We start from the raw sequence: 22,422 nt of genomic DNA on the forward strand, positions 1-22,422 counted from the left end.
TCCGCGCTTACAGCATCGGGGGTTGTGCCGGGGCGGCCAGGGCGTCGTTCTGCTCGACCTTGACCTTGGTGTCGTTACTCAGTCGCACCTGCCCGGACAGCACCACCTCATCGCCGGCCTTGAGGCCGCTCAGAATATGGGCGTCATTGCCGCGGCGCTCGCCAACCTTGACCACCACCTGAGTGGCACGCTTGACGCCGTCCTTCTCCTTGATGACATAGACGTTCTGGCCATACAGGGTGAAGGTGATGGCATTTTGCGGCAGCACTATCTGATCCTTGATGGTCGGCAGAATGATGCTGGCGCGGGCGAACATGCCGGAGCGCAGTTTGCCGCCGTTGTTCGGGATGTCGGCCTGCACCTGGATCAGACCGCTCTGGTAGTTGACGGCGGGCTCGATGGCGCTGATCTTGCCGTTGAACTCGGTCTGCGGATAGGCATCCACGCTGATCTTGATGGTCTGGCCCAGGCTTATCTTGGAGATATCGGTCTGGGGCACGGTGAAGCGCAGGCGCATCACGCTGATGTCTTCCAGGCGCACTATGTCGGTGCCCGGCTCCATGTACTGGCCGAGGAAGACATTGCGCAGGCCGACGACACCGGCGAACGGCGCATGGACTTCCCGACGGGCTATGGTGGCCCTCAGGCTCTCGATGTCGGCCTCCAGGGAGCGGTAGCTCGCCTCGGCGTCGTCGAGCTGATCCCGGGAGATGGAGTTCTTCTGGTAGAGGTTCTGGTAGCGCTCGAACTTGGCCCGGGCGGCGGGCAATCTGGCGGTGGAGGAGCGCAGATTGGCCTTCTCGACGCTGGAGTCCAGTCCGATCAGCAGCTGGTCAGCCTTGACGGCCATCCCGGATTCGAAGGCGATCTGGTCTATGGTGCCCGCCAGCTCGGTCGACAGTGTGACCCCCTGGTTTGGCTCGATGAAGCCGATTGCCTCTATGGTCGGGGTCCAGTCCTGTGCCTGGGCGACCATGGCGGTGACCGGAAATTCAGGTTCGGGCCGGTTGGCCATGTACTCGGCGATCTTCTTCTGTTTGAACATGTTGAAGCCGATGACGCTGCCAAAGAGGGCGAGCGCGATCAACAACATAATGACCATCCACTTTTTCATGAACAGATTCCTGGTAGAGAGGTTGAGGGTTGTAATATGGCTTGCCAGCTGGCGTGTATCACCGCCTCCCGCTGGCTGTCCGTCAGTTCCAGCTCATGCACCCGGCACTGTTGCATCAGCTGGGCTGCGCTATCCAGGCTGAGGGTTTGCAACACCCTGAGCGGCAGATCGATAAACAGTCCCGATGCCCGTCCCCGTTCATAGAAGCGATCCAGGGGTTCCCACAGCGCCAGTATCACGGGGTCCTTCTCCAGCTCACAGGCGAGCGGCGAACTCTCATACTGCAGCTTGCAGGTGAGGGCATTGGGGTCGGAGGCAAAGATCTGATGAATATTGAGCCACAGTTGTCGATATTGCGTGAACGTTGTCTCTTCTATATCCACGTCACTCATGATCAGATCATGACATTGTTGGATGGTGTGCCGATAAAGCAGGCGGATCAGGTCTTCCTTATCGCTAAAATAGCGATAAATGGTTCCGGTCGCTACCCTTGCTTGCTTGGCGACCAGGGCAATAGAGAGTCCATGGAAGCCCTGTTCGGCGAGAATGTCGTGTGCCGCATCGAAGATGCGTTCTTTCTTGTCCATGGCTCTTGTGGTGATCGCATGAATGAACGTTCATTCATTCTAGAATCATGTGGAGGCAAGTCAAGGAAACAGAAGCAGCATAAACAAGCCATCTTGGTGCCGATCTGGGCCTAACACCGAGTTAGTGATGGAAAATGATGCCAAGTGACTGAAAAAGAAGCAGTTGAATCGATAGAATAAAAAAAGAGTAGACAAGTCGTCCCGGGTAATGAATAATCCGCCCCGTTCGACAGCGTAGCGCCCGTAGCTCAGCTGGATAGAGCGCTGCCCTCCGGAGGCAGAGGTCACAGGTTCGAATCCTGTCGGGCGCACCATCAAACGTGCGCCGAATAGCGGGCGTGTTGTGGAACGAAAAACAGCTGTGGTGGCTGTAGCTCAGTTGGTAGAGTCCCGGATTGTGATTCCGGTTGTCGTGGGTTCGAGCCCCATCAGCCACCCCATTCAAGCTGAAGAAGTGACAGTTGGTTAGGTACGCGAAGGTGGCGGAATTGGTAGACGCGCTAGCTTCAGGTGTTAGTGCCCCCCGGGTGTGAGGGTTCGAGTCCCTCTCTTCGCACCATACTGACTGAATGCGAGAGATGACCGGCAAGGTCATTTTTTGTTTTTGAATGCCAAATATCTCGGTGATTAGCGCAGCCCGGTAGCGCATCTGGTTTGGGACCAGAGGGTCAAAGGTTCGAATCCTTTATCACCGACCATTTTCAGAAAAACCCCGCTTCGGCGGGGTTTTTCGCATTCTGGCGCCTGAGCTGCGCCGCAAGGCAACCCCCGATCCGGCCGGGGGCGCCTCTGTTGCGCTTATTCGGTCTGGGGGCAGGGGGAGAGCGAGAACAGTTGCTCCAGGTAGACGGCCACCCCGTCTTCATCCGAACTCAGGGTGCGCTCGTGGCGGGGCAGGGCCTGCTTGAGGCGATCGTGGGCATTGTCCATCACCACGCCACGGCCCACCATGTCCAGCATCTCGAAGTCGTTCATGCCATCGCCGAAGGCCACCGCCTGAGACATCTCCAGCCCATGCTGGGCCAAGACCGCCTGCACCGCATTGCCCTTGTGCACTCCGGCATGCATCACCTCGAGACAGTCCGGCAGGGAGAAGGTAACATTGAGCCTGTCACCGTATTGGGCGTTGAGCCGGGCTTCGATGGGCAGCAGCTTCTCGTGCTCGCCTATGTAGAACACCTTGCTGATCCCTTCCTTCGATTGGGCCTGGAGATCGACCAGCCGATAGTTGAAGCCGGATTCGTCATGGAAGCTGAGCAGCCAGGGCAGCTCCTCCTCGACCAGCCACTCATCCCCCTGATAGATGTTGAGGTGGATGTCGGGGTCGCGGGGCAGGGCGATAAGTTCAGCGGCAACCTCTGCCGGCAGGGACTGGTTGAACACCAGCTTGTCCTGCTTGTCATGGACCATGGCACCGTTGGAGGTGATGAGGTAGATGTCCAGCCCGAGGGTATCGCGAATGGTGCGAACATCCACGTGATGGCGTCCGGTGGCCACCACGAACTTGATGCCCTTGGCCACCAGCCGGTGCAGGGTGTCGCGGGTGCGGGGGGAGATCTGGTGCTGCTTGTTGAGCAGGGTACCGTCGAGATCGGATACAACTACCTTGAACATCGTTACCTCGGTTTCACAGAAATGCCGGGGCAGTGTACTCCAGCCATTGGGCTCGCCCCATTTATTTAGGGTTACAAAAAATAACCAGCCCGGGCACCACTGACGATGGGCCAACGGCGGCTAGAAGCGGCCGAAGAAGTCCAAGATGGCGGTGAGGGCGGGTTGGCGCTTGTAATCGGCCTCGATGAAGAGCTCATGCCAGGCGCCGTCGATGCGCAGGGGTTGGCCGCCCTCGCAGGGGGCGCGCTGGCAGAAGTCGGTCTGGGCCTGGTTGTCGACCACACTGTCCTCCCCCGCCTGCAGTACCAGCAGCGGCGTCTTGATGTTGCCCGCCTCCGCCAGGGCCCGCTCCGCCCCCGTCATCCCCTGGTGGATCCAGTGCGCCGTGGCGCCCCCCAGCTTGACCTGGGGGGCTTGCTCGTATTGCCGACGGAAGGCGGCGTAGCGTGCCTCGCTGTGGGTCAGTTCATTGCCCGCGAACCCCTGATCCTGATAGGCGCCCTGGCCGGGACCGTAGGGGGGCTCGCCCAGCCAGCCACCGACCCTGGCCATGGTGGCGGTGAGCCCCTTGGCAAGCCAGTGGGGCAGGCCGCCGAGGTGAATGCCCATCATGGGGGAGGAGAGTGCGGCGGCGCGGATGTCATCTGGCCAGCGTTCCAGATAGCGTGCCGAGATGGCTCCCCCCATGGAGTGAGCCAGCAGGAACAGCTTGGCGGGCTGGTCTGCCAGGATCACCTGGTCGTGAAACTGCTTCAGATCCACCACATAGTCCTCGAAGTCGGCCACATAGCCCTTCTCCCTGTCTGCCAGCAGCCGATCCGACATCCCCTGGCCGCGATGGTCTATCAGGTAGAGGCTGTAGCCCTGACGCCACAGATCCCATGCCAGCTCCTGATACTTGAGATAGGTCTCGACCCGGCCGTTGACGATGAGGATGGCGCGGTCCACCTTGGCCTGGCGCAGGGCGGCGTAGCGGATGGTCACCCCATCCTTGCCTTCGAACTCTCCCTCAACGGCATGCTGGCGCCAGAAGTCGGGCAGGGTTTGCTGATGGAGAACGGGGACCTCGGCTTCGGTGGCGAGCTGATAGGGATTGGTCACGGCAAGGGCTCCGGCAGAGAACAGGGTCAGGGCCAACAGGGGAAGATAGTTAAATTTCATCGGTTGGATACTCCATATCCAGGGGATCGTCCTGTTGTGCGGCCCAGCCCTTGCGGGTCAGCTGCATCCGTTGCCACCAGGCCTCGTCCGCCAGGATCTCGCCGGCCGGACCCAGTTGGGGGTAGGGCATCTCTTTTTCCTTGCAGAGCTGGGCATAGACGGGATAGCCCCCCTCGAACAGTATGCTGTTCTGCTCTTCCAGGTCGAGTGGGCAGCCCCGCCGATAGCAGCCGGCCAGCTCGCGCTGGCGCTGAGCCTCATACAGGATGGCGGCGGCGGCCACAGAGACGTTGAGGGACTGCACCATGCCCACCATGGGAATGACGATATGGTGATCGGCCAGGGCCAGCGCCTCTTCGCCGATGCCGTGCTTCTCCTGGCCCACCAGGATGGCGGTCGGCCTGGTGTAGTCGATGGAGCGAAAATCTACTGAATTTTCAGATAGATGTGTCGCCAGGATCTGCATGCCGGAGGCTTTCAGTTCGGCCACGGCACTGCCGATGTCCGGGTGCAGCTTGACGTCGACCCAGTTCTGGCTGCCGCGGGCCGTGCCCTTGCGTTTGTGGATCCAGGTCTTTGGCCAGACGGCGTGAACCCGGTGGATGCCGATGGCATCGGCGGTGCGGACGATGGCGGCCAGGTTATGCGGTTTATGCACCTCTTCCATGCAGACGGTGAGATCGAGCTGGCGCTGGGCCAGCATGTCGGAGATCCGTTTAAAGCGTTCAGGTGTCATATGGGTTTCTATGGCGTGGGGCTGGTGCACGCATCTCTTGCATGCAGACGGTGAGATCGAGCTGGCGCCGGGCCAGCATATCGGAGATCCATTTAAAGCGTTCAAGTGTCATATGGGGTTGCTATGGCGTGGGGCCATGATGGTCTCTTGAAAAGCAACAGGCGGCTTGCGCCGCCTGTGGGATCAGTTCTTCTGTCGGCTCACCCTGAGTACATTGGGCATGACCCGGATCTTGCGCATGATGTTGGCCAGATGGATGCGCCCCTTGGTGGTGATCAGCAGGGTGACCAGATAGACGCGGCCATCCTTCTCCTCGGTACTGATGCCGTGAATGTTGGCACCGGTGGCGGCGATCACGTTGGCCAGCTCCGCCAGGGCGCCCTGGTGGTTGACGATCTCGATATGGATGCCGGTCTTGAACTCCTGCTCCTGATCCGGATCCACTTCCCACTGCACCGGCAGGTATTTGTCCGGCTCGCGGCTGTAGCCCTTGATGTTGCGGCACGACTCCTGGTGGATCACCAGCCCCTTGCCCGGGCTGATGTGGGCGATGATGGCATCCCCCGGGATCGGGCGGCAGCAGTTGGCGAAGGTGACCAGCATGCCGTCGGCACCCTTGATCGGCATCTTCTTGCTGCTGCTCCTGGGTTGATCGTCCTGGGGCAGCTCATCGGCCTGCATGCGGCGGGCGACCATGACGCTCATGGCATTGCCCAGGCCGATATCGGCCAGCAGGCCATGCAGGTTCTCGTGCTTGGTATCGGTCAGCACCTGCTTGATACGGGCTTCCGGGATGTCCTCTATGTTCTTGGCGCCCAGGGCATGATTGAGCAGGCGACGGCCGAGCACCACGGACTCCTCGGTGCGCAGGTTCTTGAGGAATTGGCGGATCTTGGAGCGGGCCTTGGTGGTCACCACGAAGTTGAGCCAGGCCGCATTGGGGCGGGCCCCCGGCGCCGTGATGATCTCCACCGTCTGACCGGATTGCAGCTGGCTGCTGAGGGGATAGGGGTGGCGGTCGACCCTGGCACCGACGCAGGCATGGCCTATGTCCGTGTGGACCGTGTAGGCGAAATCCACCGGGGTGGCACCGGTGGGCAGTTCCATGATGCGCCCCTCCGGGGTGAACACGTAGATCTCGTCCGGGAACAGGTCTGTCTTGACCCCTTCGATGAACTCGAACGAGCTGCCGGCGCTCTGCTGCAGCTCCAGCAGGCTCTGCATCCAGCGCTGGGCACGGATCTGGGCCGTGGTGCCCGAGCTGTCGCCATCCTGCTTGTAGGCCCAGTGGGCGGCAACCCCCTTGTCGGCCATCTGATCCATGTACTCGGTGCGGATCTGCACCTCGACCGGCACCCCGTGCGGCCCCACCAGGGAGGTGTGCAGGGATTGGTAGCCGTTGGTCTTGGGGATGGCGATGTAATCCTTGAAGCGGCCGGGACGGGGCTTGTAGAGGCTGTGCATCTGCCCCAGCACCCGGTAACAGGTGTCTATGTCCTTCACCTTGACGCGAAAGGCATAGATATCCATTACCTCATGAAACTGCAGCTCTTTTTTCTCCATCTTGTTGTAGATGGAGAACATGTTCTTCTCGCGACCGCTCACCTGGGCCTCGATGCCGGACTCCTGCAGCCTCCCCTGGATTTCGCTCTGGATCGATTCGATGATCTCGCGGCGATTGCCACGGGCACGGCGTACCGACTCCTTCAGCACCCGGGAGCGCATGGGGTAGAGCGCCTCGAAGCCGAGCTCTTCCAGCTCGTTCTTCATGGTATGGATGCCGAGGCGGTTGGCGATGGGGGCGAAGATCTCCAGGGTCTCGCGGGCGATGCGGCGGCGCTTGTCCGGGCGCAACGAGCCCAGGGTGCGCATGTTGTGGGTGCGGTCGGCCAGCTTGATCAGGATGACCCGGATGTCCTGGGTCATGGCCATCATCATCTTGCGGAAGTTCTCGACCTGGGCTTCCTTGCGGTCGCGAAACTTCAGCTTGTCGAGTTTGGAGACGCCGGAGACCAGCTCGGCCACCGCATCGCCAAACAGCTCTGCCAGCTCGGCCTTGGTGACCGGGGTGTCCTCGATGACATCGTGCAGCACGGCGGCCATCAGGGTCTCGTGGTCCAGACGCATGTCCCCCAGGATGCGGGCTACCGCGACCGGGTGGGTAATATAGGGTTCACCACTGGATCGCATCTGACCCTGGTGAGCATCGCGGGCTACCACATAGGCTTGCTTGAGTTTCTCAACCTGCTCTGCTGGCAGATAAGAACTAGCTACTTCTTTAAGATTTTCAAATAGATACAAGACATGCCCCGCTGCGGTAATTCAGCAATCCGTGGTATTGAGGGTATAGCCCTGAGTTTGCGAGGTTTTCGAGCGGTTGTAAATGGGGGAGAACAGTCGGCACCCGGGCGGGTGCCGGCTTGGAGGACTTAACCGCGCCCTTCGGCGATAGCGGCAACGGCAGCCAGCTCGGCGGCTTCCTGCTCCTGCTGCTCGTAACGGTCCTGGGTGTCCATTACTTGATTGTTCACCAGACCCAGCTCGATCTCACGCAGGGCGATAACAGTCGGCTTGTCGTTCTCTTCGTCAACCAGGGGATCTTTACCTTGAACCGCGATCTGACGGGCGCGGCGCGCGGCGACCAGCACCAGGTCAAAACGGTTACCTACCTGTTTTACAGCATCTTCTACAGTAACGCGTGCCATGCAGGACTCCAGTGTTTAAAAATGACGCAAAAGTTTACTTGGTTTTAGCTTATTCCGCCAGTAGCTGTTGTAGCAAGTTTTGTTGTGCCTGCTGCTGGCGGCCCGTCGTCAACCTCTGGCTCTCTATGATGGCCTTGAGTTGGCACAGGGCCAGCTCGAACTCTTCGTTGATGATGACATAGTCATACTCGTCGTAGTGCACCATTTCGGCAACGGCTTTCGCCATGCGACCCCGGATCACCTCTTCGCTGTCCTGGCCGCGGCCGATCAGGCGGCGCTCCAGTTCGGGGCGGCTCGGCGGCAGTATGAAGATGGAGCGGGTCTCCATCTGCTCGCGGATCTGGCGGGCGCCTTGCCAGTCGATGTCGAGAAAGACATCGATGCCCTGGGCCAGGCAGGCCTCGATGGCGGCGCGGGAGGTGCCGTAGTAGTTGCCAAATACCTCTGCCCACTCCAGAAAATCGCCGCGTTCGATCAGCGCCTTGAACTCATCTACCGGCACGAAATGGTAGTGCACCCCGTTCTCTTCCCCCGGGCGCATGGCGCGGGTGGTGTGGGAGACGGAGAGTTGCATCCGGCCGGCGGCTTCCGGCTGGCGGAGCAGGGCACTGATCAGACTGGACTTACCCGCTCCGCTCGGGGAGGAGATGATGTAGAGGGTGCCTTGTTGCGCCATGTCCGTACCTTTAAGCGATGATAGTGTTCTGGTTGTAGCAGAGGCCGCCGTCTTGTGCCCGACAGGGCGACAGCCAAGCACAAAACGCGGAAAATTAAGCCACTGGGGCATATGAAGGCGGCAGATGGTAGCAGACGGCGGCAGATAAAAAAACGGCCGGAATCATATTCCAGCCGATCAAAGGATTCGTAGCTTGCTGTGGGAGTCGCCTCCACACGGCCGCCATTCTGGCGAGCAAGCCGCCGGCTGACCATCAGGTTATCTCTCGCTGATCACTCGGGATTTTCGATGGATCCTGCGCTTTGCTGCCAATATTCGTCGAATCGGGCGATCACCCGTGCTATCGGCAGCCTGGCCATGGCGTCCGGATCCTTGAGCCGGGTACGCCAGCTCAACTGATCGAGGGGCTTGCCGGTCTCGGCTTCAATGAGTTCCTGATAGACGCTGACGACTCGGTCCCGCGCCAGGTAGGGACCGGTGCGGGCCGGGTTGTGGTGGGCATAGAGGCCGATGACGGGGGTTCCGACCATGGTTGCCATGTGGGTGGGCCCCGTGTCTGGCGCCAGCACCAGGCTCGCCTCCTTGATCAGGGCCAGCAGCTGCTTGAGGCTGGTCTGTCCCACCAGGTCGGCCGGCTTGCTCTGGCTTAAGCGCCGGATCTCGGCGGCCAGATCCCGCTCCAGCTTGGCCGGTCCGCCGCACAGGTAGACCTGCATCCCCCTGGCCGCGGCATGGTCCGCCAGGGCGGCATAACCGGCCGCGGTCCAGTTCTTGAAGGGCTTGCTGGCGGCGGCGCAGATGAGCAGGGTGGGCTTGCCGTCAATCTGCTCTCTGGCCCAGGCCTGGTGCTCCGGGCTGATGGGCAGTTGCCAGTCCGGGGTCAGATCCTGGATGCCGAGCTCCCTGGCGAAGGCGAGGAAGCCGTCCAGCACATGGGGAGAGGCGGGAGAGGGCACCTGGTGATTGGTGAAAAGCCATTGGCCATCGTTGGCCCGCTCCCGGTCGAAGCCGAGCTTGACCCCGGCCCGGATGCCGAGGGTGGCGATGCTGGCCCGCAGGGCCGCCTGCAGATGGAGCAGGGCATCGAACCTGCGGCCCGCCAGCCGACGCCACAGATCGCGATAACCGCGCCAGCCCTGGCCCTTGTCGAAGGGGATCACCTCGACGCCGGGCAGATCGGCAAACAGCCCGGCCTCCAGCTTGCCGGTGACCCAGGTGATGCGAGTCTCTGGCCATGCCCGCTGAATGACGCGCACCAGGGCCAGCGCATGGCAACAATCCCCGATGGCGGAGAGCCGCAGGATGCAGATGGAAGAGGGTGGCGTTTGGAACGGCAGCATGATGTGGCGCAATGGATGGGAAATCGATGAATGGCATTATGCAAACTCCCTCGTGGATTGTAAAATTGCGGCCAATCACTGCCCGGAACCCGCCAGATGCAAATTCAAACCGACAAGAACCAGGTGTGCTGGTTTGCCGATGATCACTTCCACAACCCCTCGCCCAGGCTGTTCGATCCCGGCTGGTGGCAGGATCAGGGCAAGGTGGTGGGGTCCGCCATCGGTCGCGGTGTGACCTGGTTCGTGAAGGGGGAGTCGTGCCATCTGGTGTTGCGCCACTACTACCGTGGCGGCATGGTGGGCAAGGTGGTGCGGGATCGCTTCTGGTTCGAAGGGGTGGAGTCGAGCCGGGCCATGGCCGAGTACAGCCTGCTGGCCCAGCTGAGCGAACAGGGCTTGCCGGTACCGCGGCCGTTTGCGGCCCGCATGGTCAAGCAGGGCCCCTTCTATCGGGCCGACATCCTGATCGAGCGCATTCGCGGCGCCAAGGACCTGGTGGCCTTGCTCAAGCGAGGCCCCATCGCGGCCGACATCTGGCTGCGGGTCGGCCAGGCGATCCGCCAGTTGCACGATGCCGGCGTCTACCATGCGGATCTCAACAGCCACAACCTGTTGCTCGACAAGGATCAGAAGGTCTGGGTGATCGATTTCGACAAGGGGGAGATCCGCGCCCCGGGCAGCTGGCAGCAAGCCAATCTGGAGCGCCTGCTGCGCTCCTTCAACAAGGAGGCGCAGCTGCACACCAGTTTCCACTTCGTGCCCGAGAATTGGCAGACCCTGATGGAAGGCTACCGCGTGGCCTGATCCCGGCCCTGGCCATGACGTCCCGGTTTTTTGCCCGGACCCGGATTGCCGATCCCTTGCCTCGATGCTACTTATTGGGGTTCATGATAATTTTTACAGTTTCGAGGCGTTTGATGGATGTACTGAAGGCTCCGCTGGCGGATACAGTGACCCAATTGGATTGTTCCTTGATGGCGGATGTCATGGCCATCATGGATGCCGGCGTCTGGCGCTGGCCACTGCATCAGGCGATAGAGCGGGATCCCTCCTGCCTGGCGCTGCTCGGCCTCACCCCGGAGACCCTGGATGAGATGAGCTGGCTGGCCCGGGTTCACCCGGATGACATGGGGCGGGTAGCCGAGGCGTTCGCCGCCTGCCTGCATGGGCATGACTCGCTGCGGCTGGACTACCGCATCCTGCACCATGACGGCCACTACATCCGGCTCGACGAGCGGGCCAGGCGCATGGCGAACGGCGATCTGCTCGGCATGGTGCGCCGCTGTCGCCACGCCCAGGCGGCGGAGCCGCAGGGCACGGATCCCCTGACCGGGCTCGAGAGCCGCAGCCACTTCGAGCAGCGGCTCGGTGAGCGGCTAAGCCAGGGCGGTGCCTTCAGCCTGCTGCAGCTGACCGTGGATCACAGGGCCAAGATATTGCAGCTGTTTGGCGAGGCGGACTGCGACGCCATGCTGGCCAAGCTGGCGCGCATCGTGCGCCACGAGCTGCGCAAGGACGATCCCTTCGCCCGCTGGGACGATGACACCTTCATCCTGATGCTGCCCGGCATAGAGCGGCTCGATGCGCTGGAGATAGCCGAGCGGCTGCGCCTCGAGATTGCCGATGCCAGCCTGCTGCCGGAGCGTCCGGTCACCATCAGCATCGGCCTGGTGCAGCACCAACCGGGGGAGCAGATCGATCACCTGCTCGCCCGGCTCGCCTCCTGCCATGGTCAGGCCCGCCAGGAGCACAACCAGGTCGTCGGCTGATCAGGCCCGGGCCAGTCGCCCTGGCTTGCATACCCAGAGGGAGGCCAGCATCAGCAGGCCGCCGACGGTGAGGCGCAGCAGATCCGTCTCCCGCCCCCACAGCATCAGGTTCACCAGCAGGCCCGCCGGGATCAGGGCGTTGTTCATGATGGCCAGCACGCCGCTGCTGACCAGGGTCGCCCCCTTGTTCCACAGGAAGTAACCCAGGCCGGACGCGCCGACCCCCAACCACAGCAGTATGCCCCACTGCAAGCCGGTGCTGGGGTATTGCGGCTTGCCGAGCAGCCACCAGGCGGGCAGGGCGATCAGCAGGGCCCCCAGATAGAAGCAGCCGAACACGGCATGTTGGGGCGGCTGTTCTTTCTCCCGTGCCAGCAGCACCTTGTAGCCCACCTGCCCCAGGGCGAAGCTGAGGTTGGCCCCCTGTACCACCAGGAATCCCAGGACATAGCTTTCGGTCAGGCCGTCGAAGCGGATGACGGCCGCCCCCAGCACCGCCAGCAGCGCCGCCCACAGATAGATGGGCTTGAAGCGCCGCTCCAGCAGATCGTGGAGCAGGGTGACGTAGAGGGGGGTGAAGATGGTGAACACCAGCACCTCCGGCACCGTCAACAGCAGGAAGGAGTGGTAGTAGAACAGATACATGATGCCGAGCTGGATGGCGCCGAGGGCCATCAGTTTGAGGGCCAGGTCCGGGCGCAGCCAGCGTCGGCGCAGGAAGGGCAGAAACACCAGGCTGGCGAGGACGATGCGGGTCAGCACGGAGAAGTAGGCATCCACCTGACCGGCCAGATAGACCCCGATCAGGCTGAAGGAGAAGGACCAGAGCAGGGTAACCCCTATCAAGTAGTTCATGTGTTTGATTTATCGTCAGTTGTCAATTTGGAGGTGGCTATGATGGCCGAGTTGGAAGGCGCGATCCAGCGTTTATGGGAGCGGTTGCCACAGATCGGATCTTTCGCCTTCGAGGCGAGCAACGGGGCGGGCTCCGCGACCGACTGGTGCGGCTGTGGGGAGGGAGAGGTGCGGGTGACCGATCATCAGGGGGGCTGGCTGTTCGACGAGCAGGGCCGCTACACCACGCCCCATGGCAAGGTGCTGGCCATGCACAACCGCTTCTGGTGGCGGCACAGCGATAGGGGGATCCGCCTCGCCCATCTGCGTTATGGGCAGCCGGTCGAACTGTTCGAGCTGTTGCCGCAAGGGGAGGATCGCTGGCTGACCGCCGAGCCCCACCTCTGTGGCCAGGATCACTACAGCGCCGAGCTGACCCTGAGGGAGGACGGTTTTCTGCTCGCCTGGCAGATCCGGGGGCCGCGCAAGAACGAACGTCTGGGTTATCGCTATCGGGCCCGGTAACGGATCCCGGCCACAAAAAACCGGTGCAGGGCACCGGTTGCGGCAGAGCGGGTTCGTCGATGGGCCCCACCGGCAGGAGAGGACTCTCCTGCCAGACCAGGTGCCCGTCAGGCATGGAAGGCATACCCCAGCATGGCCTGCAGCCTGCCGTCGAACAGCCAGGGCAGCAGCACCATCAGCAGGCCGATCAGGCCCGCCACCCTGTGGCGGTACTGCCAGCTGGCGATCAGCACCAGGCCGCCACACAGGGAGGTCAGGATGCCTGACACAGGTTCTCCCGACGGCTGCGTCTCTGCTGGGCCCACTGGTTCATGGCGACCGAGCCCAGGATCAGGGCCAGCGCCACCCCGGTGGTGGAGTGGATCTGCTCGCCGAGGAAGAGGGCGCCCAGCACCACCCCGAACAGGGGCACCAGATAGTTGCTGAAGGAGGCGAAGGTGGGACCCGCCTTCTGGATCAGCGCCATGTAGAGGAAATAGACCAGGCCGGTACAGAAGATGCCCAGCATGACCACGGCGCCGATGGCGCGCTGGCCCGGCAGGGTGAGCCGGTCGAAGTCGATCAGGAAGGGGGCGGCGATCAGCAGCTGGATGGCCGAGGAGATGAGGATGTTGCGCGCCACCACCACGGGGTGATCCTTGGCGAAGCGCTTGATCATCAGCAGGCCGATGGCGAAGCAGCTGGCACCGAACAGGATCGCCATGGCGCCCAGCAGGCCGGCATTCATGCCGCCGGCCAGCTCGGGCCAGAACAGCACCAACACGCCGACGAAGCCGATGACCACGGAGAGCAGGCCGCTCTTGGTGATCTTCTCCCCCGAGATGAACAGCGGCGCCATCAGTATGGTGACGAAGGGGATACAGCCCATTACCACGGCGGCGATGGCGCTATCCACGTACTGTTGACCCCAGGCCACCATGATGAAGGGGATGGTGGCATCGAGCAGGGCGATCAGCATGTAGGTGCGCCAGGGGGTATGTTCGCTCTTGAGGCGCATGAACAGGCAGAGCAGACCCAGGGTCAGGCTGCCGCACAGGGCTCGTCCGGCGGCCACCAGTATGGGGGGCAGCTCGGCCACGGCCTGATGCATGAAGATGAACTGGGAACCCCACAGCAGGCCGATGGCCAGCAGCAACAGATAACTACGCATGTCTTGTCTCGTTGTCGGTGATGCAATCAATGAGCGCATTCTAGGGAGTCTGCTACTATGTCGAAAATGAATTGTTGGCATTAACCCATGGTGAATATCGATGGAACTCTCCCTCGCCCGCCTCGACCTCAACCTGCTCACCCTGTTCGATGTGCTGATGCAGGAACGCAACGTCACCCGCGCCGCCGAACGGCTGCACCTCTCCCAGTCCACCGTCAGTCATGCCCTGGGGCGCTTGCGTCAGGCACTGGATGATCCCCTGTTCGTCATGAGCCGGCGGGAGATGATGCCGACCGAGCGGGCCAAGGCCCTGGCGGGTCCGGTGCGCCAGGCCCTGGCCATGCTGGAGCAGGGGCTGCGCCAGGCCAAGGGATTCGATCCCGCCAGCGCCCGCCGGGTGTTTCGCATGGCCCTGCCCGGCTCGGTGGAGCACGGCCTAGTGCCGGCCATGGTGGAGCGGCTCCATGAGCTGGCGCCCCATTGCCGCCTGGAGGTGTGCGAGCTGGCGGCCAGCGACTACGAGCGAGAACTGGAGAAGGGGGAGCTGGATCTGGTGGTCGGCTTCGCCGGGGCGGATCATCTCTCCCCCCGGCTGTGGCGCGAAGACTGGTTCAGCAACCCCCTGGTCTGCCTGTCGCCCCTCGGCAGCGCGTTGCCCGATACCCTGGGGCCGGCCGAGTTGATCGGCCGCCCCCATATTCACACCTCCAGCTGGGGCCACAGCCAGGCCATGGTGGATCTCTGGCTGGCCCGCTTCGGGGTGGAGCGGGAGCTGGGGGTGCGGCTGCCGAGCTTCATGGCGGTGCCCCAGCTGATGGCGACCGGCCGCTACCTGGTGGTGGTACCCGAGATGATAGGGCGCCACTTCAGCCAACACTATCCGCTGCGGCTGCACCAGCTCGAGCCTGCCATTCCCATCGTCTACCTGATGGCGGGCCATCCCCTGAGCGCCCACGACGAGGCGATCCGCTGGCTCAAGGGCGAGCTCCATGCCCTGGCCCTGGCGCGCTACGGCCTGACGCCGCTCGGCCCGGCCTGAGCCGGATCAGGGGAAGTAGTTGAGCCCCATGGCGCCCTTCACCTCCGCCAGCACGGCGGCCGTGATGACGCGGGCCTGCTCTGTGCCCTGGCGCAGCAGCCGGAGCAGTTCGCCGCGATCGGCCATGGCCTGCTGCCTGCGGGCCCGCATCGGCGCGATCAGGCTCTGCAGGCAGTCGTTGAGCAGCTGCTTGCAGCGCATGTCGCCGAGGCCGCCGCGCCGGTAGTGGGCCTTCATCTCGGCCACCAGGGCCTTGTCCGGGTGGAAGGTGTCCAGATAGGCGAATACCGTATTGCCCTCCACCTGACCCGGATCGCTCACCCTGAGATGATGGGGGTCGGTGTACATGGCGAACACCGCCTGCCGGATCGCCTCTTCCGACATGCCGAGCTCTATGGTATTGCCGAGGGACTTGGACATCTTGGCCTTGCCGTCGATGCCGGGCAGGCGGCCGGTGTCGCTCAGGATTGGCTGACACTCGGTCAGCACCTCTTTGCCCACCAGGGCATTGAAGCGGCGTACTATCTCGTTGGTCTGCTCCAGCATGGGCAGCTGATCCTCGCCCACCGGCACATGGGTGGCGCGAAAGGCGGTGATGTCGGCGGCCTGGCTGACGGGATAGACCAGAAAACCGGCCGGCAGGCTGCGCTCGAACCCCTTTTGCTGGATCTCCGCCTTGACCGTGGGGTTGCGCTCCAGCCGGGCGACGCTGACCAGATTGAGGTAATAGGTGGTGAGCTCAGGGAGGGCGGGCAGGGCGCTTTGCAGGCAGAAGGTGGTCTTGGCCGGGTCCAGGCCTGCGGCCAGATAGTCGGCCATCACCTCCAGCACGTTGCCGCTCACCTTGGCCGGATCCTGGCCGTTGTCGGTCAGCGCCTGCAGATCGGCGATCATCACGAACTGACGGTAATGGTGCTGGGCGGCCACGCGCTGGCGCAGGGAGCCGACGTAGTGGCCTATGTGCAGTTTGCCGGTGGGGCGGTCGCCGGTCAGTATGATGGGGTCTTGCATGTCACTCTCTCCAGTCGGGGTGAGCCGGGAGGCGACAAAGGGATAGAAACAATGACCGCCTCTCGGCGGTCACGGTGTTTTCTTTGGGAAAAATAGAATAGAAACGCGGTGCCGCCTGTTTAGGAGCGGCACCACCAGTGCTTGTGGTTGAATGCGGTCATGTTCATGGCATATCAAGCTACGCCTGTTTGCTCACTTCTGCAAGGGCACCACCAGCAGGTCGCAGGGCACGGTATTCATCAGCTGACGGGCGCTGGAGGTAAGCAGGCTCCAGAAGCTCTGGCGATGGCCGCACACCAGCAGGTCGATATCGTAATCGCGCACCGCCTGGTTGACCCGCTCGCTGAGATCGCCGCAGATCACCAGCTTCTTCTCGATGGGGTACTCCACCGGCGCCAGGAACGTCTCCAGCTTCTCTTTCGCCTCGGCGATGACCTGATCCTGCACGTTGTCGATGTCGATATCGATCATCTCGGTGTAGAGATCCTTGAGGTCGACGTCCACATGGATCACCGACAGCTTGGCGCCGTTGGAGATGGCCCTGTCCACCGCCTTCTCTATCACCTTGCGGTTGTCTTCCGACAGGTCGATCGCGACCAGCACATGTTGGTAATGGGTTCCGCTCATGGGATTCTCCTCACAGGTGTTCCCTTCACTATACCAATCTCTGTTGCAACTAAAATGTCAGTCTCGTCACAGCCTGGCGCGGCGATGGCATCCTGGCGTGCCAGCGGTGTGAGCCGGCACCCCTTGTGGACAGGATGTGGCGATAAAACGAGCAGAAACATGACGGGGGTCACTGTGCTCGCCTTGCCCGCCATCCGTGCTCGGCATAGGATGTGGCCGTGTCTCGCAACGAGCACCATAACAAGAAGCATCTGAATACCGCTTTGGGAGCCGATGGCTCCCTTTTGTTTTTCTGCCCCGTTTTCTCTGCCCAACCCCTCGCCACATCAAGGCCATCTTCGCCCCGGCTGGCTATGATCAAGCCTGTATCCGCAGGAGAAGTACCATGATCATCCACCCCCAGATCCAGGGCTGTGTCGCCCGCAATTGCCACCCCATCGGCTGTCGCGCCGCCGTGGAGCAACAGATAGCCGAGATCCGTGCCGCCGGCCCTTTCAGCGGGCCCAGGCGGGTGTTGATCCTGGGGGCCTCCTCCGGTTTTGGGCTGGCGTCGCGCATCGCCCTCACCTTCGGCGCCGGGGCGGACACCCTGGGCGTGTCGTTTGAGCGGGGTCCGTCCGATCAGGGCATCGGCAGCGCGGGTTGGTACAACAACATCTGGTTCAAGCAGGCCGCCGAGCGGGAGGGCTACCAGGCCATCAACCTGATCGGGGACGCCTTCTCCGATGCCATGCGCCAGCAGGCCATCGCCACCATACGCCAGCTGTGGGGAGAGGTGGACCTGGTCATCTACTCATTGGCCAGTGGTCAGCGGGTGCTGGCGGACGGGCGCCGGGTGCGCTCCGTGCTCAAGGCCACGGGGCAGCCTTTCACCGGCTGGGGGCTCAGCCTGGAGCACAATGCCCTGGTGGAGCAGACCCTGCCGCTGGCCAGCCCGGAGGAGATCCGCGATACCGTCACCGTGATGGGGGGCGAGGACTGGCAGCAATGGATGCAGGCCCTGCTGGCCGCTGACTGCCTGGCCCCCGGGGTGCAGACGGTGGCCTACTCCTACATCGGCCCCGCCTCCACCTATCCCCTCTATCGAGACGGCACCATAGGCTACGCCAAGGAGCACCTGCACGGCACCGCCGAGGCGATCAACCTGCAGCTTGCACAGCTAAATGGGCACGCCTGGGTCAGCGTCTGCAAGGCGCTGGTGACCAAGGCGAGCGCCTATATTCCCGTGCTGCCCGTCTATCTGGGTCTGCTGATGGGGGTGATGAAGGAGCACGGGGTGCACGAGGGCTGCATCGAACAGATGCGCCGCCTGTTTGCCGACAAGATGTATGGGGCCGGGGGGGTGATCGCCGATGGCAACCGGCTGATCCGCATGGATGACCACGAACTGGATCCGGCCATTCAGGCCGCCGTCTCGGCGCTCTGGCCCAAGGTCACGCCCGAGAACTTCACCAGCATGGGGGACTTCGCCGGGCTGCGGCGGGACTTCATGCAGCTCAACGGCTTCGAACTGCCCGGGGTGGATTATGAGGCACCGGTCAACATAGCCGCTCTCGGCGAGCTGGAGCCCTAGGCCGAGCTGCGGATGGCCGTGATAGACGGAGTGGCGGCCAGCACCCTCATCGCCGCCCTAGGCGAGCTGGAGCCTTAAGCCAGGCTGCGGATGGCCAGGATGCGGGGGGCGGCGGCCAGCACCGTCTGGTTGCGCCCCTGGCGCTTGGCCTGATACATGGCCATGTCGGCCCTGTGAATGAGGGGGATCAGCGCCTCGGCCTCACTCTCCCGGCTGGCGATCCCCAGGCTGATGGTCATGGCCGCCTGGCCCGCTTGCTGCTCCGTGGCCACCCGCTTGCGCAGCGCTTCCGCCAGGTGCCAGCAGTCCCTGGCTGGCAGGGGGATGGCCACCAGAAATTCCTCGCCGCCCCAGCGACCGATCAACTCCCTGTCCGGCGCCCATTCCCCGAGCAGCGACCCCAGGCGGGCGATGGCGGCATCCCCGGCGCTGTGGCCATGCTGGTCGTTGATCTGCTTGAAGTGATCGATGTCGATGATGATGAGGGAGAGGGGCCCGGGCCGCGACCAGATGCGCTGGATCCGCTCCAGCAGGGCGTGGCGGTTGGCGAGCCCGGTGAGCTGGTCGAAGGTGGCCAGCCGATAGAGGCGCCGTGAGCTGCGGTGCAGCCGGTAGGTGGTGATGCCGAGCAGCAGCAGGGCGCTGAGCAGCAGCATCACCAGGATCAGCTGATAGTTGCGGGCATTCTGCTGGTGGGCAAGCTGCTGGCGGCGCCGTTCGTTTTCCAGCACCAGTCTATGGTTGTCGCCCTCGCTGCGGGCCAGATCCATCTGCGCCTGGAAGGCGGCCGTGTGTTCACTCAGGGTGCGATTGAAGCGGCGGCGATAGTCGACCTGGTGTGCCTGCAGCGCCCGATAGGCGGCGGGGTAGTTTCCCTGCCTGGCCAGCAGATCGGCCCGCAGTCGCTGACCGGCGAGATCCAGTGCCTGGGCGTGGCCCAGCAGTGCCAGGGCCTGATCCTGCTCGCCCTGGCCTGTCAGCGCCTGGGCCCGGGTGGTGATCAGGTGTCGGGGGGGCGGGTAGCCGAGCTGCCGATAGAGGGCCTCGGCCTGATCCAGACTGCGCTGCGCCGCCGAGCCATTGCCCTCGGCATTGAGGGCCTGGGCGAGATAGCCCAGCAGGGTGGCGCGCCGTCCCGGGGAGAGGGCCGGGCTGGCCAGCTGGCCGTCGAGCAGCTGCCGCGCCTGGGCCGGGCGGGCCATGTCGATATAGAGTCGCGCCATGCCCGTCTTGATGAGCTCCTGGCTGCTGGGCTCATCCAGCCGAAGGCTGCGCTGCAGGGCGTCCAGATAGTGCTCCTCGGCCTGCTGGTGCAGCCCTATGTCGGCGTAGAGATCGCCGAGGGTGATGAGCAGCTGCACGCATTGCAGCTGGGCCAGTTTGCTCTGTTGGTTGAGCTGGCGCTGGAGCAGAAAGGCGCTTCTGAGCTCGGCGACCGCCGGTTGCAACTGGTCGGTGCGATAGTGCGCCAGGCCGTTCAGGGTATGCCACTGGGCGAGCTGAGCCTGATTGCCTTGCAGGGCGGGCTTGAGTCGGGCGAGCAGGGTGAGGGCCTGATCCGGGGCCGAGGTGTCCAGGGCGAGGGCCACCTGCTGCAGCTGAAAATCCCGCAGCCGGGTCGACTCCTGATGGGCGGCGGCCAGGGTTCTGGCTCTGGCGTTGTCGAGCTGGGCGCTGCGGTAATCCCCCAGGGCGGCCTTGGCCAGGGAGCGGGCATGGAACAGTTCCATGTCCTGGCCGGAGACGGCATTGAGCTGCATGAGATAGCTGGCCGGATCGCGCATCGCGCGCCACTCGGCATCCTGCAACAGGGGAGCACTGGCTTGGGCCTGGGCCAACCAGCACAGGAGCAGCAGAAGATAGCGGTGCATCAGAGGGGGTCCCGGATCATGGGCGCCATCATAAGGGTTACGCATGAGTACGGCATGCGTCATCGTCTCGCCATACCCATATGGGGGGGCTGTTGGGCTGTGGATTGAAACAGCAGCAAATCCTGTGGCAAGAGGTTGATCCGGGAAGGCTTCGTCGCGACAATCGACGTCAAATCACAGTGGAGAATCAACATGTTGGCCCAAGCCATGATCGAGAAGCTGAACGAACAGATAAATCTGGAGTTCTATTCCTCCAACCTCTATCTGCAGATGAGCGCCTGGTGCGAGGACAAGGGCTTCGAGGGGGCCGCCACCTTCCTGCGCAAGCATGCGGTGGAGGAGCGCCAGCACATGGAACGCCTGTTCACCTATGTGAGCGAGACCGGCGCCATGCCGATCCTGGGTGCCATCAGCGCCCCTCCCCACGAGTTCACCACCCTGGGGGACGTCTTTCGCACCACGTTGGAGCACGAGCACCACATCACCCAGTGCATCAACGGCCTGGCCCACGTCGCCTTCACCACCCAGGACTATTCCACCTTCAACTTCCTGCAGTGGTACGTGGCCGAGCAGCATGAGGAAGAGAAGCTGTTCAAGAGCATAGTGGACCGCCTCAACCTGGTGGGTGAGGACGGCAAGGGCCTCTACTTCATCGACAAGGAGCTGGCCGAGCTGGCCAAGGCGGCCCCCGCCAGCGTCATGGATGGCAGCGCCTGATAGTCATGGACACTTAGTGTTCAACCAGTACAATACGGCCCCCTTGTGGGCCGTTTTCTGTTGCTGCCGCCATGAAACCCTGATGTGGTTTAGGTTGCGGCCATGACGGCCCCTCGCAGCAGGGGCCGTTTTTCTTTTGATGGGTGCGTGATGATGAAGCAGGTGGATGTGGTTGTGATCGGGGCCGGGGCGGCTGGCTTGATGTGTGCGGCCCAGGCCGGTTATCGGGGGCGATCCGTGCTGCTGCTGGACAACGCCAAGAAACCGGGTCGCAAGATCCTCATCAGTGGCGGCGGTCGCTGCAACTTCACCAACCATCAGGCCGGCCCCCACGCCTTCCTCTCGGGCAATCCCCACTTCTGCAAGTCGGCCCTGGCGCGCTACACCCAGCAGGACTTCATCGATCTGGTGGACAGGCATGGGGTCAATTATCACGAGAAGACCCTGGGTCAGCTGTTCTGTGACGAGAGCGCCAAGGATATCGTCGAGGTGCTGCTCACCGAGTGCGACTGGGCCGGGGTGACCCTGCAGTGCCAGACCGAGATCCTCTCCGTCAGCAAGACGGATGACGGCTTTGCCCTCGACACCAGCAAGGGGGCGATAAGCTGCCACTCCCTGGTGGTGGCCACCGGCGGCCTCTCCATGCCCAAGCTCGGTGCCACTCCCTACGGCTTCAGGCTGGCGGAGCAGTTCGGCCTCAATGTGCTGCCCACTCGTGCCGGGCTGGTGCCCTTCACCCTGCATCAGGAACAGAAAGAGGCCTTCGCCGATCTCGCCGGGGTCAGCCTGCCGGTGGCGGTGACCGCCGAGGATGGTACCCGCTTCAAGGAGGCCATGCTGTTCACCCACCGCGGCCTCTCGGGCCCCGCCATACTGCAGATCTCCTCCTTCTGGCTGGCGGGGGAGAAGATCCACATCAACCTGCTGCCGGAGCTGGATATCCCGGCGGCCCTCAAGGTCTGGGCGCTGGCCCACCCGGCTCAGGAACTGAAGACGGTGCTGGGGCGCGAGCTGCCCAAGCGCTTCGTCGACAAGCTGGTGGAGCTGGGGCAGCTCAACAGCAAACCGATGCGCCAGTACAACGAGCGGGAACTGGAGGCGGTGGCCATCCTGCTGGGGGACTGGCAGATACTGCCGAACGGCACCGAAGGCTATCGCACCGCCGAGGTGACCCTGGGGGGGGTGGATACCAACGAGCTCTCCTCCAAGACCATGGCGGCGCGCAAGGTGCCTGGTCTTTACTTCGTCGGCGAGGTGGTGGACGTGACCGGCTGGCTCGGCGGCTACAACTTCCAGTGGGCCTGGTCGTCCGGCTGGGTGGCGGGGCAATACTGCTGATCGGATCTTGTGCTCGGCGCGCGGCGGCTTAGTAT

General features: G+C 63.1%; 22 protein-coding genes and 4 tRNA genes. 11 read left to right on the forward strand and 15 right to left on the reverse strand.

Annotated features, from left to right (window positions below):
- Positions 1–7 precede the first annotated feature (7 nt).
- Both ACW5W4_RS11400 and ACW5W4_RS11405 read right to left on the reverse strand, forming a co-directional pair.
- Positions 8–1,114, reverse strand: a complete 1,107-nt coding sequence (locus tag ACW5W4_RS11400; protein ID WP_456689432.1) for an efflux RND transporter periplasmic adaptor subunit — start codon at positions 1,112–1,114, stop codon at positions 8–10.
- The gene (locus ACW5W4_RS11405) at positions 1,111–1,701 is read right to left on the reverse strand and encodes a TetR/AcrR family transcriptional regulator (RefSeq protein WP_456689433.1); all 591 of its coding nucleotides are present in this window, start codon (positions 1,699–1,701) and stop codon (positions 1,111–1,113) included. The genes ACW5W4_RS11400 and ACW5W4_RS11405 overlap by 4 nt, the downstream gene beginning before the upstream one ends.
- A gap of 237 nt (positions 1,702–1,938) precedes the next feature.
- Here ACW5W4_RS11405 and ACW5W4_RS11410 point away from each other — a divergent pair.
- The 4 genes from ACW5W4_RS11410 (at position 1,939) to ACW5W4_RS11425 (ending at position 2,399) form a co-directional block, all read left to right on the forward strand.
- A tRNA-Arg gene (locus ACW5W4_RS11410) sits at positions 1,939–2,015 on the forward strand.
- Between the two features lie 50 nt (positions 2,016–2,065).
- Positions 2,066–2,141 (forward strand) — tRNA-His (locus ACW5W4_RS11415).
- A 33-nt stretch (positions 2,142–2,174) separates the two neighbouring features.
- Positions 2,175–2,260 (forward strand) — tRNA-Leu (locus ACW5W4_RS11420).
- Between the two features lie 62 nt (positions 2,261–2,322).
- A tRNA-Pro gene (locus ACW5W4_RS11425) sits at positions 2,323–2,399 on the forward strand.
- Between the two features lie 100 nt (positions 2,400–2,499).
- Here ACW5W4_RS11425 and ACW5W4_RS11430 read toward each other — a convergent pair.
- The 7 genes from ACW5W4_RS11430 to ACW5W4_RS11460 all read right to left on the reverse strand — a co-directional run bounded on the left by ACW5W4_RS11430 (position 2,500) and on the right by ACW5W4_RS11460 (position 9,945).
- A complete protein-coding gene (locus tag ACW5W4_RS11430) occupies positions 2,500–3,315 on the reverse strand; it encodes a Cof-type HAD-IIB family hydrolase (RefSeq protein ID WP_456689434.1) in 816 nt (271 codons plus the stop codon).
- Positions 3,316–3,435: 120 nt separating this feature from the next.
- Positions 3,436–4,476 (reverse strand): alpha/beta fold hydrolase, encoded by a 1,041-nt coding sequence (locus ACW5W4_RS11435; RefSeq protein ID WP_456689435.1) that lies wholly within the window; start codon positions 4,474–4,476, stop codon positions 3,436–3,438.
- Positions 4,466–5,212 carry a tRNA (guanosine(18)-2'-O)-methyltransferase TrmH gene (gene trmH, locus ACW5W4_RS11440; RefSeq protein ID WP_456689436.1) on the reverse strand — a complete coding sequence of 249 codons (747 nt, stop codon included), beginning with the start codon at positions 5,210–5,212 and terminating at the stop codon, positions 4,466–4,468. The genes ACW5W4_RS11435 and trmH overlap by 11 nt, the downstream gene beginning before the upstream one ends.
- Positions 5,213–5,395: 183 nt before the next feature.
- A complete protein-coding gene (gene spoT, locus ACW5W4_RS11445; RefSeq protein ID WP_427262562.1) occupies positions 5,396–7,513 on the reverse strand; it encodes a bifunctional GTP diphosphokinase/guanosine-3',5'-bis pyrophosphate 3'-pyrophosphohydrolase in 2,118 nt (705 codons plus the stop codon).
- Between the two features lie 128 nt (positions 7,514–7,641).
- The gene (rpoZ, locus tag ACW5W4_RS11450; protein WP_005307060.1) at positions 7,642–7,917 is read right to left on the reverse strand and encodes a DNA-directed RNA polymerase subunit omega; all 276 of its coding nucleotides are present in this window, start codon (positions 7,915–7,917) and stop codon (positions 7,642–7,644) included.
- 49 nt (positions 7,918–7,966) lie between these two features.
- Positions 7,967–8,593 (reverse strand): guanylate kinase, encoded by a 627-nt coding sequence (gmk, locus tag ACW5W4_RS11455; RefSeq protein WP_456689437.1) that lies wholly within the window; start codon positions 8,591–8,593, stop codon positions 7,967–7,969.
- Between the two features lie 272 nt (positions 8,594–8,865).
- Positions 8,866–9,945 (reverse strand): glycosyltransferase family 9 protein, encoded by a 1,080-nt coding sequence (locus tag ACW5W4_RS11460; protein WP_427262563.1) that lies wholly within the window; start codon positions 9,943–9,945, stop codon positions 8,866–8,868.
- 84 nt (positions 9,946–10,029) lie between these two features.
- Between ACW5W4_RS11460 and ACW5W4_RS11465 the strand changes: the two genes are divergently transcribed.
- Complete coding sequence (locus ACW5W4_RS11465) at positions 10,030–10,737, forward strand: 3-deoxy-D-manno-octulosonic acid kinase (protein ID WP_427262564.1); 708 nt, start codon at positions 10,030–10,032, stop codon at positions 10,735–10,737.
- A 113-nt stretch (positions 10,738–10,850) separates the two neighbouring features.
- Positions 10,851–11,702 (forward strand): sensor domain-containing diguanylate cyclase, encoded by an 852-nt coding sequence (locus ACW5W4_RS11470; RefSeq protein ID WP_427262565.1) that lies wholly within the window; start codon positions 10,851–10,853, stop codon positions 11,700–11,702.
- Here the strand turns inward: ACW5W4_RS11470 and ACW5W4_RS11475 are convergent, their stop codons facing one another.
- Entirely contained in the window at positions 11,703–12,557 is an 855-nt protein-coding gene (locus ACW5W4_RS11475) for a carboxylate/amino acid/amine transporter (RefSeq protein ID WP_427262566.1), read from the reverse strand.
- 42 nt (positions 12,558–12,599) lie between these two features.
- On the opposite strand from ACW5W4_RS11475, the gene ACW5W4_RS11480 reads away from it, so the two are divergent.
- Complete coding sequence (locus ACW5W4_RS11480) at positions 12,600–13,061, forward strand: DUF6314 family protein (RefSeq protein WP_456689459.1); 462 nt, start codon at positions 12,600–12,602, stop codon at positions 13,059–13,061.
- Between the two features lie 107 nt (positions 13,062–13,168).
- Here the strand turns inward: ACW5W4_RS11480 and ACW5W4_RS11485 are convergent, their stop codons facing one another.
- Complete coding sequence (locus ACW5W4_RS11485; RefSeq protein ID WP_456689438.1) at positions 13,169–13,330, reverse strand: hypothetical protein; 162 nt, start codon at positions 13,328–13,330, stop codon at positions 13,169–13,171.
- Positions 13,315–14,211, reverse strand: a complete 897-nt coding sequence (locus tag ACW5W4_RS11490) for a DMT family transporter (RefSeq protein WP_456689439.1) — start codon at positions 14,209–14,211, stop codon at positions 13,315–13,317. Before ACW5W4_RS11490 ends, ACW5W4_RS11485 begins: the two co-directional genes overlap by 16 nt.
- Before the next feature lie 100 nt (positions 14,212–14,311).
- Here ACW5W4_RS11490 and ACW5W4_RS11495 point away from each other — a divergent pair, with 100 nt between their 5' ends.
- Positions 14,312–15,250 (forward strand): LysR family transcriptional regulator, encoded by a 939-nt coding sequence (locus tag ACW5W4_RS11495; RefSeq protein WP_408795894.1) that lies wholly within the window; start codon positions 14,312–14,314, stop codon positions 15,248–15,250.
- A 6-nt stretch (positions 15,251–15,256) separates the two neighbouring features.
- On the opposite strand, the gene trpS is transcribed toward ACW5W4_RS11495, so the two are convergent.
- The gene (gene trpS / locus ACW5W4_RS11500) at positions 15,257–16,261 is read right to left on the reverse strand and encodes a tryptophan--tRNA ligase (RefSeq protein WP_456689440.1); all 1,005 of its coding nucleotides are present in this window, start codon (positions 16,259–16,261) and stop codon (positions 15,257–15,259) included.
- Positions 16,262–16,453: 192 nt separating this feature from the next.
- A complete protein-coding gene (locus ACW5W4_RS11505; protein ID WP_408791381.1) occupies positions 16,454–16,888 on the reverse strand; it encodes a universal stress protein in 435 nt (144 codons plus the stop codon).
- Positions 16,889–17,273: 385 nt separating this feature from the next.
- Here ACW5W4_RS11505 and fabV point away from each other — a divergent pair, with 385 nt between their 5' ends.
- Positions 17,274–18,461, forward strand: coding sequence for an enoyl-ACP reductase FabV (gene fabV / locus ACW5W4_RS11510; protein ID WP_427262574.1), 1,188 nt, complete (start codon positions 17,274–17,276; stop codon positions 18,459–18,461).
- 74 nt (positions 18,462–18,535) lie between these two features.
- Here the strand turns inward: fabV and ACW5W4_RS11515 are convergent, their stop codons facing one another.
- A complete protein-coding gene (locus ACW5W4_RS11515) occupies positions 18,536–20,332 on the reverse strand; it encodes a diguanylate cyclase domain-containing protein (RefSeq protein ID WP_456689441.1) in 1,797 nt (598 codons plus the stop codon).
- 192 nt (positions 20,333–20,524) lie between these two features.
- On the opposite strand from ACW5W4_RS11515, the gene ftnA reads away from it, so the two are divergent.
- Together ftnA and ACW5W4_RS11525 are read left to right on the forward strand one after the other, a co-directional pair.
- Positions 20,525–21,049: a non-heme ferritin gene (ftnA, locus tag ACW5W4_RS11520; RefSeq protein WP_427262576.1), complete on the forward strand. Its 525-nt coding sequence runs from the start codon at positions 20,525–20,527 to the stop codon at positions 21,047–21,049.
- Positions 21,050–21,202: 153 nt separating this feature from the next.
- Positions 21,203–22,387 (forward strand): NAD(P)/FAD-dependent oxidoreductase, encoded by a 1,185-nt coding sequence (locus ACW5W4_RS11525; protein WP_456689460.1) that lies wholly within the window; start codon positions 21,203–21,205, stop codon positions 22,385–22,387.
- The last annotated feature ends 35 nt before the right edge of the window (positions 22,388–22,422 follow it).

The sequence above is a fragment of the Aeromonas crassostreae genome (assembly GCF_054052445.1).

Excerpts from the sequence above, each read along its gene's own strand:
- trpS (WP_456689440.1), bottom strand. The coding sequence starts at position 16,261 with ATGCAAGACCCCATCATACTGACCGGCGACCGCCCCACCGGCAAACTG.
- ACW5W4_RS11505 (WP_408791381.1), bottom strand. The coding sequence starts at position 16,888 with ATGAGCGGAACCCATTACCAACATGTGCTGGTCGCGATCGACCTGTCG.
- rpoZ (WP_005307060.1), bottom strand. The coding sequence starts at position 7,917 with ATGGCACGCGTTACTGTAGAAGATGCTGTAAAACAGGTAGGTAACCGT.
- ACW5W4_RS11525 (WP_456689460.1), top strand. The coding sequence starts at position 21,203 with ATGAAGCAGGTGGATGTGGTTGTGATCGGGGCCGGGGCGGCTGGCTTG.
- ACW5W4_RS11435 (WP_456689435.1), bottom strand. The coding sequence starts at position 4,476 with ATGAAATTTAACTATCTTCCCCTGTTGGCCCTGACCCTGTTCTCTGCC.
- ACW5W4_RS11470 (WP_427262565.1), top strand. The coding sequence starts at position 10,851 with ATGGATGTACTGAAGGCTCCGCTGGCGGATACAGTGACCCAATTGGAT.
- trmH (WP_456689436.1), bottom strand. The coding sequence starts at position 5,212 with ATGACACCTGAACGCTTTAAACGGATCTCCGACATGCTGGCCCAGCGC.
- ACW5W4_RS11465 (WP_427262564.1), top strand. The coding sequence starts at position 10,030 with ATGCAAATTCAAACCGACAAGAACCAGGTGTGCTGGTTTGCCGATGAT.
- fabV (WP_427262574.1), top strand. The coding sequence starts at position 17,274 with ATGATCATCCACCCCCAGATCCAGGGCTGTGTCGCCCGCAATTGCCAC.
- ACW5W4_RS11405 (WP_456689433.1), bottom strand. The coding sequence starts at position 1,701 with ATGGACAAGAAAGAACGCATCTTCGATGCGGCACACGACATTCTCGCC.
- gmk (WP_456689437.1), bottom strand. The coding sequence starts at position 8,593 with ATGGCGCAACAAGGCACCCTCTACATCATCTCCTCCCCGAGCGGAGCG.
- ftnA (WP_427262576.1), top strand. The coding sequence starts at position 20,525 with ATGTTGGCCCAAGCCATGATCGAGAAGCTGAACGAACAGATAAATCTG.
- ACW5W4_RS11475 (WP_427262566.1), bottom strand. The coding sequence starts at position 12,557 with ATGAACTACTTGATAGGGGTTACCCTGCTCTGGTCCTTCTCCTTCAGC.
- ACW5W4_RS11495 (WP_408795894.1), top strand. The coding sequence starts at position 14,312 with ATGGAACTCTCCCTCGCCCGCCTCGACCTCAACCTGCTCACCCTGTTC.
- ACW5W4_RS11515 (WP_456689441.1), bottom strand. The coding sequence starts at position 20,332 with ATGCACCGCTATCTTCTGCTGCTCCTGTGCTGGTTGGCCCAGGCCCAA.
- ACW5W4_RS11480 (WP_456689459.1), top strand. The coding sequence starts at position 12,600 with ATGGCCGAGTTGGAAGGCGCGATCCAGCGTTTATGGGAGCGGTTGCCA.
- ACW5W4_RS11400 (WP_456689432.1), bottom strand. The coding sequence starts at position 1,114 with ATGAAAAAGTGGATGGTCATTATGTTGTTGATCGCGCTCGCCCTCTTT.
- ACW5W4_RS11490 (WP_456689439.1), bottom strand. The coding sequence starts at position 14,211 with ATGCGTAGTTATCTGTTGCTGCTGGCCATCGGCCTGCTGTGGGGTTCC.
- ACW5W4_RS11430 (WP_456689434.1), bottom strand. The coding sequence starts at position 3,315 with ATGTTCAAGGTAGTTGTATCCGATCTCGACGGTACCCTGCTCAACAAG.